This window comes from Ruegeria sp. HKCCD7559, assembly GCF_013110575.1.
In the GTDB taxonomy this organism is placed as follows: Bacteria; Pseudomonadota; Alphaproteobacteria; order Rhodobacterales; family Rhodobacteraceae; genus Ruegeria.
The window spans coordinates 66674-81192 of record NZ_WVQU01000005.1 but is presented as its reverse complement, the minus strand read 5'-3'; the positions used below and the strand labels follow the sequence as shown (position 1 = coordinate 81192).

Annotated in this window: 13 protein-coding genes; 6 read left to right on the top strand and 7 right to left on the bottom strand. The window is 58.2% G+C overall.

The window, feature by feature from the left end; genetic code table 11:
- Positions 1–194: 194 nt before the first annotated feature.
- Both GS605_RS14330 and GS605_RS14325 read right to left on the bottom strand, forming a co-directional pair.
- The gene (locus GS605_RS14330; RefSeq protein ID WP_171724406.1) at positions 195–1217 is read right to left on the bottom strand and encodes an alpha/beta hydrolase; all 1023 of its coding nucleotides are present in this window, start codon (positions 1215–1217) and stop codon (positions 195–197) included.
- A 240-nt stretch (positions 1218–1457) separates the two neighbouring features.
- On the bottom strand, positions 1458–2702 hold the full coding sequence (locus tag GS605_RS14325) for an alpha/beta hydrolase (RefSeq protein ID WP_171724405.1): 1245 nt from the start codon (positions 2700–2702) through the stop codon (positions 1458–1460).
- Positions 2703–2776: 74 nt separating this feature from the next.
- Between GS605_RS14325 and GS605_RS14320 the strand changes: the two genes are divergently transcribed.
- Positions 2777–3409, top strand: a complete 633-nt coding sequence (locus GS605_RS14320) for a tyrosine-type recombinase/integrase (RefSeq protein ID WP_171724404.1) — start codon at positions 2777–2779, stop codon at positions 3407–3409.
- A 1509-nt stretch (positions 3410–4918) separates the two neighbouring features.
- Here the strand turns inward: GS605_RS14320 and GS605_RS14315 are convergent.
- Both GS605_RS14315 and GS605_RS14310 read right to left on the bottom strand, forming a co-directional pair.
- Positions 4919–6045 (bottom strand): IS3 family transposase gene (locus GS605_RS14315; RefSeq protein ID WP_171724403.1). Its coding sequence is split into 2 segments (ribosomal slippage): positions 4919–5781 and positions 5781–6045, totalling 1128 coding nucleotides; the frame shifts between segments, so codons are not numbered across the junction.
- Between the two features lie 265 nt (positions 6046–6310).
- Entirely contained in the window at positions 6311–6886 is a 576-nt protein-coding gene (locus GS605_RS14310) for a GcrA family cell cycle regulator (protein ID WP_171724402.1), read from the bottom strand.
- Positions 6887–7012: 126 nt separating this feature from the next.
- Here GS605_RS14310 and GS605_RS14305 point away from each other — a divergent pair, with 126 nt between their 5' ends.
- Positions 7013–7816 carry an ABC transporter permease gene (locus GS605_RS14305; protein ID WP_171638216.1) on the top strand — a complete coding sequence of 268 codons (804 nt, stop codon included), beginning with the start codon at positions 7013–7015 and terminating at the stop codon, positions 7814–7816.
- A gap of 81 nt (positions 7817–7897) precedes the next feature.
- Here GS605_RS14305 and GS605_RS14300 read toward each other — a convergent pair whose 3' ends face one another.
- Complete coding sequence (locus GS605_RS14300; protein WP_171724521.1) at positions 7898–8782, bottom strand: DMT family transporter; 885 nt, start codon at positions 8780–8782, stop codon at positions 7898–7900.
- A 273-nt stretch (positions 8783–9055) separates the two neighbouring features.
- Between GS605_RS14300 and GS605_RS14295 the strand changes: the two genes are divergently transcribed.
- On the top strand, positions 9056–10243 hold the full coding sequence (locus GS605_RS14295; RefSeq protein WP_171724401.1) for an aspartate aminotransferase family protein: 1188 nt from the start codon (positions 9056–9058) through the stop codon (positions 10241–10243).
- Between the two features lie 76 nt (positions 10244–10319).
- Positions 10320–11246 carry an ornithine carbamoyltransferase gene (gene argF / locus GS605_RS14290; RefSeq protein WP_171724400.1) on the top strand — a complete coding sequence of 309 codons (927 nt, stop codon included), beginning with the start codon at positions 10320–10322 and terminating at the stop codon, positions 11244–11246.
- Here argF and GS605_RS14285 read toward each other — a convergent pair.
- Entirely contained in the window at positions 11243–11839 is a 597-nt protein-coding gene (locus GS605_RS14285; protein ID WP_371807767.1) for a ferric reductase-like transmembrane domain-containing protein, read from the bottom strand. The genes argF and GS605_RS14285 overlap by 4 nt on opposite strands.
- A gap of 8 nt (positions 11840–11847) precedes the next feature.
- On the bottom strand, positions 11848–12336 hold the full coding sequence (locus tag GS605_RS14280) for a twin-arginine translocation pathway signal (RefSeq protein WP_171724398.1): 489 nt from the start codon (positions 12334–12336) through the stop codon (positions 11848–11850).
- A 216-nt stretch (positions 12337–12552) separates the two neighbouring features.
- On the opposite strand from GS605_RS14280, the gene GS605_RS14275 reads away from it, so the two are divergent.
- A complete protein-coding gene (locus GS605_RS14275) occupies positions 12553–13386 on the top strand; it encodes a phytanoyl-CoA dioxygenase family protein (RefSeq protein ID WP_171724397.1) in 834 nt (277 codons plus the stop codon).
- A gap of 119 nt (positions 13387–13505) precedes the next feature.
- Positions 13506–14468, top strand: a complete 963-nt coding sequence (locus tag GS605_RS14270; RefSeq protein ID WP_171638206.1) for a pirin family protein — start codon at positions 13506–13508, stop codon at positions 14466–14468.
- Positions 14469–14519 lie beyond the last annotated feature (51 nt).

The window sequence follows — 14519 nt, the reverse complement described above, 5'->3', positions numbered from 1 at the left end:
CGTGAATTTCGGTGCCGCCGCGCAGCGGAAGGACCAGTCATTCATGTTGACCGCAGCGAGGAACAGACGCCGAATTCACCAGGAGCGGGACTTTGCTGCCGTTCTCGTCATTCACTCGTTTGCGGAAATCCGAAATTGCTGAAGTTCGTCTGAACTCGTGAATGCTTTCGGTTTTTGTAGATGCCGGGGGACCCTTACTTTGAACCCAAGTGCACATCAAGGAATGATATGATCCGGTCTCCCAAAGACATTCGAGTGCCATCGTCACCCAGCGATACAGCATTGTGCGGATAAAAATGGGCAAATCCCGGAATCCATGACAGTGAGTATTCCACACCGGCTTCCCTCAAAAGCGACACAACTCCTGGCAGGTCACTTAACTGCGTGTGTTCGTCGAATTGAGAGTACGCCAGTAGTGTGGGTGGCAAATCAGGGTGGTCCATCACCGCCTCATGCTCGAAGAGAATGTTCGGCCCGGACAGCGGAAAAATCGCGGCAAGTGGGGCGTCCATACCAATTCCGACGTTGAGTGTAATTCCGCCACCGGCCGAATGCCCGCCCATTGCAATGCGCTCAGGATCGATATTGAAGCGCTCCGCGTTCTCAATGACAAATTCGAGGGCGAGGTTGGCATCTTCCGCACCAGCCAGCCCGGCTTTCCACAGATAAAGCCTGTCTTCGGGGCTGTTCTCTAGCCGTGGCAATCCCATTGCATTCCGAGCCCGAACTGTCGCCTCAAACACCTGCGGCGTGATGTAGGCGTCAACATCGGCAATCAGGTTCCCTTCCCCCGGCGCTAAAGCAGGCTCAGGGTATTCGGTGGCAAGCCGATACTCGATAACAAAAACAACGTAGCCAAGCGGCGCAAGCAACCGCGCATAATCTTCCGGGCGCGAGTGCACAGCGGCCTCTAGCCGAAAGGGTTCTATACGTCTTCCACCGCGGTGATGCGCGCCACCATGCACGTATATTACCGCCGGATGCGGGCCGTCTGAAACTGACGCAGCCTTGGTGTAGTCCGCGTTGGCAGCAGAGGGTGAATAGACGTCCATCCGCAGTTCCCGCTCTGTCTGAATACCATCAGGCGCGATTTTTCCTGTCCCGTAAACAACGTCGAGCTCAGTTTCGTATCCAAACACCTGATCAGCGTTGCCAGATTTGGCGGCTGAAAAAAGCAGAAAAGCGGCTACAGACAGCCAGACGCTTTTACGGATCATTGAATCCTCCAATCGAAAGTAAAGTGTGCTGGTTCGCAACGCTGTCGGCACTTCTGAATGAAGTGGTCGTCGGTATTTTGCCTCTGATTTGTCAAAGCGTCGAAATAGTTATGAAGATTGAAGCAAATAACCGTCGCAAAGTGCTCTACTGCCTGAAGAGCGTTGCAAAGTTCTCTTTGGTATGCGCTGTAAATACAGTCACTAGCAGAAACTGCCGAAGGCGAATGTGCAAGCCGCACTTCAGCGATCATCGGCAAAGGAGCGGTCAAGGAAGGCTGCAATCCGACCTTCTATCGACACACTCACCGCATCGCCGCCCAGACTGGCAGCACCAGCAGGGTAAAAATGGCCAAACCCGGGAACCCATGCGAACTCATAGTCAACGCCGACTTTTTCATAATGCTGGATGAGTTCAGGCACAGAGGATAGCGCGCCAGGAAGATCATATTGCCCCATAAACATCAAAGTCGGTGGTGTTACTGAGGTCGATGTCACGGTCTTTTTCACGTCAAAGCCCGCATCGGTTCCGGAAAGTAAAAAGACACCTGCAACGGGGACGCCCATGCCATAAGCGACGTTCCAGGACGTCACCGCGCCTGCTGAAAAACCTCCCAGAACGATACGGTTTGGATCGATCTGGTATGTCCCGGCTGCCTTGCGAATGTGTAAAACGGCTGTGCGCAGGTCTTCAGCGGCGGCGACTACGCCATCAACCATTGTCTTTTTTTGATCCGGAATCGCGAAATCTATCGGCGGCAGGTTCATCGTCCCCCGAATGTAATTGGCTTGAGGTAAAAGCGGTAACAGACTTTCAGGATCTATCCAGTCTTCTTGGTAGCCCTCGCCGGACAGCACCGGGCGTTCCGTTGTAAGCCGGTAATCAATCGCAAAGCAGGTATAACCTCTCGCAGCAAATCGGCGGCAATAGTTGCCCATCGAGGTGTCCTGCGCACCTCCGGATTGAAATGTCAGACGTGGACTGCCGCGATGGAAAGCCCCGCCGAAAGTAAGGATCACAGCTGGCCGTGGCTCGGTAGCATTTTCGGCGGGATAGTAGATGTCCATCCACAGATCACGCGATACTTGCGTCCCGTCCTTCGTCACGAGGCCCGCGCCGTAGATCACATCAGCCTCCAGAGTGTATGTCTCCGCTGGTGCCTCCTGCGCGAGCAGAGGAGCACCTCCCGGAGCAGGAAAAAGGAGTGCAGCGACCAAAGCCATCAAATTGAAGTTTCGCAATTTGCTCACTTGGCGCCTCGATCGAATGATAAATTGAATTGCCCGAAGCTTTTCACGCAGGTGCGTAAATTCGGACGGCGATCGCAAACACGCTAAATGAGGAGACCCGATCGCACAACTGGCAGGCAGAATAATTCGCTGGCTGCGAATGCAAAGTGTATAGATTAAGCAATTCTGCTTTGGGCTCTCTACTGCCCAATGCGTCTGCGGCGTTCGCCAATGAAACAGCAAGCTTATAACGGCCATTCAAACCACCAGCAAACTGAGGCGCCAGCGCTGTGCATATGTCAGGGTTTGGCGGGAGGATTGGAGGGCGCACAATGCCAAGAGTCCAACTTCCCGCTGTCACCCCGAAACGAAGAGCCTGGTACAAGGGCCGGATCATCGGCCAGAAACGGCCGCTTTGGCCGAAAAAGGTCTGGGCGATCCGCGCGCGGCTCGAGCTGGCGGGCAACCTGCGCGATCTTGCGCTGTTCAATGCGGCCATTGATAGCAAGCTTCGCGGATGCGATTTGGTGAAACTGGCCGTCGCCGACCTGGTAAAGGATGATCGCGTTCGCGAACGCGTGTCCGTGATCCGGAGCAAAACCAAGCGGCCTGTTCAGTTTGAACTTTCTGAAAACACGCGGGATACCATTGCCGCATGGATCAAGTCACCGGAGATGCTCGGCTGCCATTTCATGTTTCCCAGCAGGTTTCATGACCGCCCGCATATCTCAACACGCCAATATGGCCGGCTTGTGAGGGATTGGGTGGCCGCGATTGGGCTGGAGCCCAGCGGATACGGCACCCATTCGCTGCGCCGGACCAAAGCAGCGGAAATCTACCGCAAAACCGGAAATCTCAGGGCAATTCAACTCCTGCTCGGGCACACAAAGGTTGACAGCACTGTCAGATATCTTGGTGTCGAACTTGAAGATGCGTTGAGCATTGCCGAGCACATCGACATTTGAACCATGTTGGCGGGCGGCACTTGCCGTTCGCCAACTCAGACCAGACCTACGGTCGCACCGCGGCAGTGGTTCGGTTCGAGCCCACTTTGACCGATGCTGATCGATGCCCCCATGACAGCAATGCGCAGAAATCTGACTTTGCAAAGATGCCGTTCATGCTTTTGCTCGCCTAACCAGACCGGCCCAGATAGCCGGAGGCCCATCTTGGAAGTGCGGCACTATAGATTGTTGGCCTATTTGAAAAAACTTAGGTACTGAGCAGTGTTGTGCTACGTCAGCCAACGTTAGTGCTAGGGGAATAAGGGCAGTACAAGCTCCAACAAATCAGACGATTTTGGACGAACTATTGGTCGATTAACATCATTGTCCGAGCGATAGCTGCCAGACAAGCTTCAGCGCTGTTTTCGTTTAACCGAAATAATGCACCCAGAGTGTTTTGGATGCCGTGCTGGTACATCCCGCGCCATAGCGTCCACGTTTCCGAGGTGCCGCAACGCTCCGTTGTTCAGCAACACACCACGCCCTGCATCGTAACGGCGCTGTCCAAATCCGCTGGCAACGCATTCCCAGTTTTCCTTTGCCGCTGCGTTGCGGAACCTGGGTAAGTCGTGCGGGTCATGCCGTCCAGGTGTTGCTGCGACATGATCGAGTTTCTTTGAATTGCTTTGGTGGGTCAAATGGTGGGTAACTTGTGTTGTGCCAGTTGGCTGGACAGTACCGGTTGTCGGCCTTGGCTTTGGGCGCATAACTGTCACTACGCCTTGTGGTTTCGGATGTCCTGGGACGGCCATATGAGTTGCCGTAGGTTTTGGAGTCAACTGTGGAAGCTGACCAGGAACCGCTGTGGGAACCTGATTGGGAGTCGCGGTTGGGACGAGCGGTGGCACAGCAGTTTGACCGTTAGGTTGAGGCGGAACCTGACCAGGAACAGCGACTGGTATTTGGTTGGGTGTTGCTGTTGGCACCAGGGGCGGCACATTGGGTTGAGGCGGAACCTGGCCTGGGACAGCTATCGGAACTTGATTGGGAGTTGCAGTCGGAACTTGCGGCGGCACAGCAGTCGGTCCGGTAGCCAACGGCGGAACCTGATTGGGAACGGCTGTCGGAACCCGGTTTGGTGTCGGGTTTGGCACTAATGGCGGAGCTAGTGTCGGCGCTACGATCGGCGTTGGCACCTGACCGGGTACCGCTACTGGTGTCGCGATAGGAACCTGACCGGGAATTGCGTTCGGGACCGCGCCCGGTGCAAGGACCGGCACTGTGACGGACGTGGGCGTTTGCGGCGTTCCTCGAGATGGCAACTGATTTGCCACCGGCTGCGTTGGGCCGGTAATTTGATTGCCTGCCCCTAGCCCACCGGCCTGCCCGCATCCTTGGCTCGACTGGTGTGGGTTCCCTACGCCTCGGCACCATCCGTAGTGATTTCCGCGGGCAAAGACCTGAGTAGCGGCCAATTCAGCAAACAAACAAGCAGGTGATCAGCCCCACTTGTGTGGTCCAAGTTGATTGTTAGTGCATGACCGGCCTTTGGTCCATTTGAACGATGGTTTCCGGGGCCGGCGGTTTATATCCCAGAGCACCGTGAGGGCGTTTTGTGTTGTAGTGTTTCCTCCATTCTTCGATCAAAATCTGCGCTTCTCTTAGACAGTAGAAGACTTCTCCATTCAGGAACTCATCTCTGAACCGCGCATTGAAACTTTCACAGTAACCGTTCTCCCATGGGCTGCCTGGCTCGATGTATGCGGTCTTTGCTCCAACTGCATTGATCCAGTCTTGCACCGCCACGGCAATGAACTCAGGGCCATTGTCGGAGCGAATGTAGCTTGGCACACCGCGCATGATGAACAGGTCACTCAGCACGTCGATGACATCGCTGGAGTTCAGCTTGCGGTCCACACGGATCGCCAAGCACTCCCGGCTGTACTCATCGATGACGTTGAGCGTGCGGAATGCCGTTCCGTCATCCGTTCGACAATGCACGAAGTCATAGCTCCAGACATGGTTTCGATGCTCCGGCCGCAGCCGAACACACGATCCATCATTTAACCAGAGCCGTCCCTTCTTCGGTTGTTTCATTGGCACTTTCAGCCCCTCCCGACGCCAAAGCCTTTCGACACGCTTGTCATTCACCTGCCAGCCCGCATCTCTCAGCAAAGCCGCGATCCGGCGATAACCGTAGCGGCCATACTGGCGGGTCAATTCTATCATGTCCGCCACCAGGCGCTTCTCGTCAGCTCGACCTTTCGGCAGCTTTCGCTGTGTGGATCGGTGCTGTTTCAGGACGCGACACGCCCGGCGTTCTGAGACACGCAGTTTGTGGCGCACATGGTTGATGCAGGCACGGCGACGGGCGGGGCTCAGTAGTTTCCCTTGGCCGCCTCCGTCAGGATCAGTTTGTCCAGGGTAAGATCCGAGACGGCCCTTCGAAGACGCTCATTCTCTTTTTGAAGGCGCTTGAGTTCCTTCAATTGATCCGTACCCATTCCGCCGTACTTCTTCTTCCAGCGATAATAGGTCTGTTCAACAACACCAATCTGCCGGATCGCATCCAGACGGGACATGCCTTGCCCCATCAATATCTCAACCCGCCGCAACTTCGAGACAATCTCTTCCGGCTTCGGTCGCTTGTTCACCATGTGGTACCTCCATTTTCTTAACCATAACGGCGGACCACTTCAGAGGGGGAGGATCAGAAAGCGATGAGCCTACGGCAACTTTGTCCGCAAAGCTGACGCTCCGAACTAAAACACCCTCGCAGCATTCAGCGAGGGTGTTTTCTTTGTAAGAACCCGTTACGCCTTGCGTCGTTCTTGACTATGCAACGTCTCCGGTAGAGGCGTGGCGAAATGCCTGCGCCCTTTTCACGTTCCATAGACATGATTTAGGTTCTTGTGTTCGCAATTACCGCCGACGATCCCTGCGCGAGCTCATCGGCTGGAAGGCCACGCCCACATGTGCCTCGCAGTAGGGTTTGCCCGCCTCAACCGGAAGGCCGCAGAACCAGAAATCCTCGGTCGCGGGGTCGCCCACGGGCCATTTGCATGTCTTCTCGGTCAATTCCATCAAAGTCAGCTTCTTGGCTTTCTTTTCAACCTCGTTGACCTTGGCCAGCGCCTCGGGGCTGATCTCATTGGCCGATGGCTGCGGTGGCAGCGGCTGACCGGCGGGGATGATCTGACGGCGGGCCGGAACGACCGGTTTCGCCTCGGAGGTAGGGGCCGGGGCCGGACGCGCCGGTTCGGTCTTGGGTGCAGGTTTGGGCTTGGCCTCGGCCTTGGGGGCGGGCGCCGGTTTTTCTTTCGGTTCCGCCTTGGCCGGGGATGCGCCTGCCGTCCGGTTCGACAGGCCCAGGCGGTGCACCTTGCCGATCACCGCATTGCGGGTCACGCCACCCAGTTCCTTGGCAATCTGGCTGGCCGACTGGCCTTCGCCCCACATCTTCTTCAGCAGTTCAACACGCTCGTCTGTCCAGGACATCGTTAGCCTTTCAAAAGCGGAAAGCGGCCCCGGATTCGGGCCGCCTTGGGAATTCGTCTCAGCCCCCTATTCTAAACACTGCTGCCCGAGTTACAAGCTGTCTTCGAATCAGCTTGAGGGCAAATCATGCAAAATCCCGCAGATCAGACCGCGCGTCGCTTCGGAGCAGTCAACTGGATGGGCCTGTACACGCTGGCGCAGCGCGAAACCCTGCGTTTTCTGGCCGTCTGGACGCAGACGGTTCTGGCACCTCTGGTTACGGCGGGGCTGTTCCTGTTGATCTTCACCATCGCCATCGGACCCAGCCGGCCCGATATCATGGGTGTGCCGTTTGTGATGTTTCTGGCACCGGGGATCATGATGATGACGGTGATCCAGAATGCCTTTGCCAATACCTCGTCCTCGATGGTGATCGCCAAGGTGCAGGGCAATATCGTCGATACTTTGATGCCGCCGCTGTCACCGCTCGAGATTCTGCTGGGTTACCTCGCGGGTGGTATTGCCCGAGGCGTGATGATTGCACTGGTGATCTCGATTGCGTTTTTGGTCTTGCTCTCCATTGCGCCTCAGCACCCCCTAATCGCGCTGACCTTTGTTGTTCTGGGTGGGGCATTCATGGGCGCGTTGGGCCTGTTTGCCGGTATCTTCGCCAACAAGTTCGACCAGATGGCAGCAATCACCAACTTTATCGTCACGCCGCTGGCCTTCCTGTCGGGCACGTTCTACTCGGTCGAGGCGCTGCCGCCCGTGCTGAACCGCCTGACCCACCTGAACCCGGTGTTCTATCTGATCGATGGTTTGCGCTACGGAATGATCGGAGTGTCCGACAGCTCTCCGTGGCTGGGAATGGCGGTTTGTACGTTTGCAACACTCGTGATCGGAACCATCACCTGGCTGATGCTGCGCACCGGATATCGCCTCAAAGCTTAGGGTAGCCCAGCCATCGCGACCAGTTGCAAGGGCCGGGGCCGGGATGCAGGCGCACCCGTTTCCGCCGTGCAGGGCAGGCTCTCAGACGCGGCGCCGCACCGCTTCTCGCCAGACCAGGATCAGCCCGCCGGCCAGAATGGTCGCAGACCCGATCAGACTGATCCAGTCGGGGATTACATCAAAGACCGCCAAGTCGTAAAGGGCGGCAAAGATCAGCGTGGCATAGCTGATCGGGGCCACAAAGGATGCATCCGCCCGCGCCATGCCGTTGACGAAACAGGCCTGCGCACAGGCCATCAGAACGCCGATCCCCACCAATGCCGCCCACTGCTGCGGGGTCGGCATCTGAAAGACGAAGCTGACGGCCAAAGTGGCGATCAGCAAACCCATCGCGTTATTGATCAGCAGGATCTGCATCGGTGGCTCGCGCCCGGACAGTTTTTTGATGAAAATCAGCTCCATCCCGATCAGCGCAGCCGCCGCCAGCGCCAGAAGCGCGGCAGGCTGAAAGCTGGCGGGGGTCGGGCGCAGCAGGATCAACGCGCCCGTCAAGGCGACAGCCGCCGCCAGCCAGCGCCAAGGACCAACCCGCTCGTGCAGCAGAGGCATGGCCAGCACCATACCAAAGACAGGGTTCAGAAAGGATATGGCCGTCGCATCCGCCATCGGAATGAAGGCAACCGACGCGAACATCAATGTCACCCCCGCCCAGCCAAAACTGGTCCGCCCGACGTGAAGCCCCCAATGGGGCCGCACCAACCGGGGCCGCAAAGCTGCAACCGCCAGCACGATCGCCAGCAGGGCAAACAGAAACCGCCCGTGACTGATCTGCATGGCGTGCAAGGACGGGCCCAACGCATCCGTCCCGAGCGCCTTGGCCAGCAGCGTCGTCGCGGCGATAAAGGCGGTGGCGACGAAAATCAGCGCAGCGGCAAGCGGTGGATTGTGGTGCTTGGGTTGGAACATGGCCAAGCGGTGCGCCGTTGCACAGGCTTTGGCAAGGGCAAAATTCGATCCCTGCAAAATACTGGCTTCCCAACCTGTGCAAGCATCGCTATACGGTCGGCCATGATCAAACATGTGCATATCCAACTGCTCCGACGCCGACGCATCTTTGCGTAACCGGCCTGTTTGATCTCGTGTGCCCGATAAATCGGCACAGACCTCACCAAAATTGTTGACGAACAGGGCCTTCGTGTATCACTCACGAGGCTCATACTACCTGAAAAGGATGATCCCATGATCCCGTCCGTTCTGCCGACCTATAACCGTGCGCCCCTGACCTTCGTGAAGGGTGAAGGCGCCTGGCTGACCGAGGCGGATGGCCGACGTTTCCTGGACCTCGGCGCAGGGATCGCCGTGAACGCGCTGGGCCATGCCCATCCGGCATTGGTGGCCGCGCTGACTGACCAGGCCCATGCGCTGTGGCATGTCTCGAACCTGTACAACATTCCTCAGCAACAGGCGTTGGCTGACAAGCTGGTGGAAAACAGTTTTGCCGATACGGTTTTCTTCACGAACTCCGGCACGGAATCCTGCGAACTGGCCGTAAAAATGGCCCGCAAGTATTTCTATGACAAGGATCAGCCCGAGCGGGTCGAGATCATCACTTTCAACGGTTCGTTCCACGGCCGGTCGTCAGCCGGCATCGCCGCTGCCGGGTCCGAGAAAATGACCAAGGGCTTCGGCCCTCTGCTGCCGGGTTTCGTGCATGTGGCCTTCGGCGATCTGGACGGCGTGACCGACGCCATCACCGACAGGACCGCCGCGATCCTGATCGAGCCCATCCAAGGCGAGGGCGGTATTCGCCCGGTGCCGGACGCCGAACTCAAGGCGCTGCGCCAGATCTGCGACGACAACGGGCTGCTGCTGATCCTTGATGAAGTCCAGTGCGGCGTTGGCCGGACAGGCAAGCTCTTTGCCCATGAATGGGCTGGGATCACCCCTGATATCATGATGGTCGCCAAGGGCATCGGCGGCGGCTTCCCGCTGGGCGCAGTCCTGGCCACCGAAGACGCGGCCAGCGGCATGACAGCAGGCACCCATGGTTCGACCTATGGCGGCAACCCGCTGGGCTGCGCGGTGGGCTGCGCGGTGATCGATCATGTGGCAACACCCGCCTTTTTGGAAAGCGTCAACCGCAAGGCGGGCCTGCTGCGCCAAAAGCTCGAAGCCCTGATCGCAGATCACCCCGACGTGTTCGAAGAGGTGCGCGGATCGGGCCTGATGCTCGGCCTCAAGTGCAAGCCTGCCAATATCGACGTGGTCAATGCAGGTTATGACAACCTCGTCATCACCGTTCCCGCCGCCGACAACGTGATCCGCCTGTTGCCGCCTCTCACTCTGACCGAGGACGATATCGCTCAGGCCATGATCCGCCTCGACAAGGCCGCCCGGCAGATCGAGACCCAGCTCCAAACCGCCTGATTTTCATATTTTCCCAAATACTCCGGGGGTTCGGGGGCAGCGCCCCCGGCAACCGACAGCCAGGAAACGAACCGACATGAACCATTTTCTCGACATCCACAAAACCGATGCTACCGCGCTTCGGTCCATGATCGATCAGGCGGGCGCGATGAAACAGGCGCGTCTGGGCCGTCCCAAGGCCGCCCCTGATGACGAACAACCGCTGAAAGACCGCATGGTCGCGCTGATCTTCGAAAAGCCCTCGACCCGGACGCGCGTGTCCTTTGATGTGGGCGTGCGCCAGATGGGCGGCCAGACCATGGTGCTGTCGGGCAAGGACATGCAGCTGGGTCACGGCGAAACCATTGCCGATACTGCCCGCGTGCTGTCGCGCTATGTCGACATGATCATGATCCGCACCTTTGATGAAACCATCCTGACCGAAATGGCCGAATATTCCGACGTGCCCGTCATCAACGGTCTGACCGACCGCACCCATCCCTGCCAGATCATGGCCGATGTTTTGACGTTCGAGGAACACCGTGGCCCTATCGCGGGCAAGAAAGTGGTCTGGACCGGCGACGGCAACAACGTCTGCGCCTCGTTCCTGCACGCCGCCGGTCAATTCGGATTCGATCTGACCTTCACCGGCCCCGCTCAGCTTGACCCGGAAGAGGAGTTCATGGGGTTTGCCCGCCAGAAAGGTTCGAAAATCGTGATCGAAAGGGATCCGCACAAAGCGGTGGAAGGCGCGGACCTCGTCGTCGCGGACACCTGGGTTTCGATGCATGATTCCCAGTCGGCCAAAGAGCGCCGCCACAACATGCTGCGTCCATATCAGGTCAATGCTGAACTCATGTCGCATGCCAAACCGGATGCGCTGTTCATGCATTGCCTGCCGGCCCACCGCGAGGAAGAAGCGACCTCCGAGGTCATGGACGGCCCGAACTCGGTCATTTTTGATGAGGCCGAAAACCGTCTGCATGCACAAAAGGCGGTGATGCGCTGGTGCCTGGGCGTCTAAGGGCGTCGACGGATATCCCACACTTTCAATTTGGCGAGCGTGCTTGCGCTCGCCAAGAGGACCAGTGCGCAAAGCGCTGTTTTGGTTACGATCTCCATCGCGCCTTCGATCAGCATGGCGTGAACAAGGCTGCCGACAATCGTCACCCCGGCCAGTGCGGTGTGGCTCAGCCGCCAAAAACGAAAACGCAGGCGCAGACGTTTGCGGAAGACCCCTAACAGGGCCACCCCGAAAGCGGTCCACATGGCAATGACACCCCAGGCCGAGAACGGCGTTGGCGATGCGAACAACAATGCATCCACCACATCCGGCGGGCTGGTAAGCCACAACCCCGCGACATGGACAACAATCGCCAGCACAAGGGTCAGGCCGATCCAGCGGTGAATGTGGCGGCTCATCACTGCGGACAGGCCCGGAAGGTATCTTCCGGCCAGAAGCGGTTGCAGCAGCAGCAGGCCCAAGCTCAGAATTCCGGCAAACCCGGCGAGGATATAGGCTGGATCGCGCCAGGCAAGATACGGGCTGCCTGCCGCAGCGATCAGGGGAACGACAAGGGCGGCGATCAGGGTCGCCCAAATGGCACCGGTTCGGATCACCGGGATCAGAGCGGTTGCAACACGAAATGCGCAGCCAGTGTCTTGTCTTTGGAACTGGACATCACAGGCCGCAGGAACACGGTTTCGAACGCGCCGCTGTCATAGGCCAGATGCCCGTGCGGTTGACCGAATGCAGGAACGATCTGCGGCATTTCCAGGCGGAATTCACCCTTTTCATCCGTCAAGGTCGCTCCATGGCTTTGCGGGTCACGCTCGTGCCCTTCTGTGGTATGGGCCCAGATCTGTATGCGCTGGCCGGGCAGGGGGGCGCCATTGCCCGCCCGTCGTACGGTGCCGGTCATCCAGAACCCGCCGCCACCGATCCGGTCCACGATTGGCGCGCCGGGGCGATAGTTGTTCGATCCGCCCCGCATCGAAGGCGTCGGCGCAATCCCGGCTGCGCGGGCAGGCACCAAAAGCCCTGTGGCGCCGGTCGCCAAAACGGCAACACCTTGGGTGATCAGGGAACGGCGGGACAGCAACGCATCTGTCATCGAGAAACCTCCAATACGCTATCCAATCTTGTCAGTCTGCGGCTTCCATCTGAAACATAGCATGTTTCGTTCAAAATCCGAGGCAGTGCGCGGTTGGATCCCCGCGTCCTCACGGTTCTGTGAGTGATTCCGGGTCGTCGAAACGAATCTCTTTGACCTCTGGCGGTGCCTGGTGCGATGCTCGGGGCCACCGAACCACATCGGGATGATTATTCCATGACGACAGCAGATATGGTCACACAGGAAGACGTTGCCGCCTTCCAACGCGATGGTGCTGTTGTTCTGCGGTCGAAATTCTCATCCGACTGGTTGTCATTGCTGCGCGCAGGTATCGACGCCGACCTTGACACGCCGACGGATAATTTCACCCGTCATACCAAGGATCCGAACGCCCCGGGCTATTACGAAGACTACTGGGCCTGGAACAAAATCCCGCAATTCAACGAATTCGTTCACAAGTCGCCCTGCGCTCCGCTTGCCGCCGGGTTGCTGGGGGCGCCATCCATCAACCTTGTCATGGACAACTGGTTCCTGCGCGAGGCCGGCTCGACCTCGCGCCCGCCCTTCCATCAGGACCTGTCTTACTTCGACTTCGAAGGCGCGATGTGTGTCCTTTGGCTGCCGCTGGAACCCGTGACCAAGGAAAACGGCATCGCATTCGTGAAGGGTTCACACCTATGGGACAAGCTGTTCATGCGGGTGCGGTTTGTCGATGGACATCCCAGCTATGAGCCCACCGAAGTCGCCGGGCTGACCTATCATCCGCCACCCGATGTCAATGCCGACCCAGGCGCGTATGAGTTGCTGCAATGGGATCTGGAGCTTGGGGATTGTATCTTTTTCGACATGCGAACGCTGCATGGCGGGTTGTCCTCGACCACGCCGTCGGAAACGGTGCGGCGCTTCACCCTTCGCATGACGGCACCTGATGGTGTCATCCGGTATCGCGGCGACTGGGCCAAGGACGAGCGTGCGCAGTTCGAGGCGGCAGGCTATGGCGAGGGGGATCGGATTGACGGGCCGTTTTTCCCGCAACTCTGGCCGCGTTGATCGGAACGGCGCCGCACTCAATCTGTGCGATTGTGCACTTTATGGGCGGCTTTGCGTGGCTATTTCTTACCTGAGTGAACGCGGGTGGCCTGACCATCTGCAACGAAGGGAGAGCTGAAATGAGTTGGAACCCGACACACAATCCGGAGTGCATTTCGGAGAATCCGGCGCTGGACACATTAATCATCCCGCGTGCCCGTGACCTGGGAGGGTTCGAAGTGCGCCGCGCGCTGCCTTCGGTAAAACGACAGTTGGTAGGCCCTTTCATATTTTTCGATCAAATGGGGCCGGCTGAATTCATCACCGAAGGCGGCATCGACGTGCGCCCCCACCCCCATATCGGACTGGGCACGGTTACCTATCTGTACCAGGGCGAATTCGAGCACCGTGACAGCCTTGGCACACATCAGATGATCTATCCCGGCGAGGTCAACTGGATGGTTGCAGGGCGTGGTGTCACCCATTCCGAGCGCACCAGTGACGAAACACGCGGCAGGAAACACAGCCTGTTCGGCATTCAGACCTGGATTGCTTTGCCCGAAGCGCATGAGGATATGGCCCCAGATTTCGAACATCACAAACAGGCCGCGTTGCCGCATATTCAGGATGCAGGCGTCAGCGCCCGGTTGATCCTGGGTTCGGCTTATGGTGAAACCAGCCCGGTCACGATGCTGTCCGAAACCTTCTATCTCGACGTGCAATTGGAACCCGGCGCGTCTTTCCCTCTGCCTGACGACCACGAAGATCGCGGTGTCTATGTTACGCAAGGTTCGGTCGAAATCGCGGGCGACAGGTTTGACGAGGGCCGCATGATGGTGTTCCGGCCCGGGGACAAGCTGTCTGTCAAGGCCGGTGCATTGGGCGCACGGCTGATGCTGCTGGGCGGAGCGACCCTGAATGAAGACCGCTACATCTGGTGGAATTTCGTTTCGTCTTCGAAGGAAAAAATCGAAACCGCAACCCGTGAGTGGAAAAGCGCCGATTGGGCCAATGGTGCATTTCAACTGCCTCCGGGCGACGATCAGGAATTTATCCCTATTTCCAAAGAGCTTGAGCGCACCAAACCCCGGCTGGCCCGCTAGCGCGTGACGTCGGGGGCAAGCGGGCTTGTGTCACAGGACGTTTGCGGTGAT

Bases quoted from the DNA above. Each gene is read 5' to 3' on its own strand.
- GS605_RS14330 (WP_171724406.1), bottom strand. From the start codon at position 1,217: ATGATCCGTAAAAGCGTCTGGCTGTCTGTAGCCGCTTTTCTGCTTTTT.
- GS605_RS14325 (WP_171724405.1), bottom strand. From the start codon at position 2,702: ATGGCCGTTATAAGCTTGCTGTTTCATTGGCGAACGCCGCAGACGCAT.
- GS605_RS14320 (WP_171724404.1), top strand. From the start codon at position 2,777: ATGCCAAGAGTCCAACTTCCCGCTGTCACCCCGAAACGAAGAGCCTGG.
- GS605_RS14310 (WP_171724402.1), bottom strand. From the start codon at position 6,886: ATGTCCTGGACAGACGAGCGTGTTGAACTGCTGAAGAAGATGTGGGGC.
- GS605_RS14305 (WP_171638216.1), top strand. From the start codon at position 7,013: ATGCAAAATCCCGCAGATCAGACCGCGCGTCGCTTCGGAGCAGTCAAC.
- GS605_RS14300 (WP_171724521.1), bottom strand. From the start codon at position 8,782: ATGTTCCAACCCAAGCACCACAATCCACCGCTTGCCGCTGCGCTGATT.
- GS605_RS14295 (WP_171724401.1), top strand. From the start codon at position 9,056: ATGATCCCGTCCGTTCTGCCGACCTATAACCGTGCGCCCCTGACCTTC.
- argF (WP_171724400.1), top strand. From the start codon at position 10,320: ATGAACCATTTTCTCGACATCCACAAAACCGATGCTACCGCGCTTCGG.
- GS605_RS14280 (WP_171724398.1), bottom strand. From the start codon at position 12,336: ATGACAGATGCGTTGCTGTCCCGCCGTTCCCTGATCACCCAAGGTGTT.
- GS605_RS14275 (WP_171724397.1), top strand. From the start codon at position 12,553: ATGACGACAGCAGATATGGTCACACAGGAAGACGTTGCCGCCTTCCAA.
- GS605_RS14270 (WP_171638206.1), top strand. From the start codon at position 13,506: ATGAGTTGGAACCCGACACACAATCCGGAGTGCATTTCGGAGAATCCG.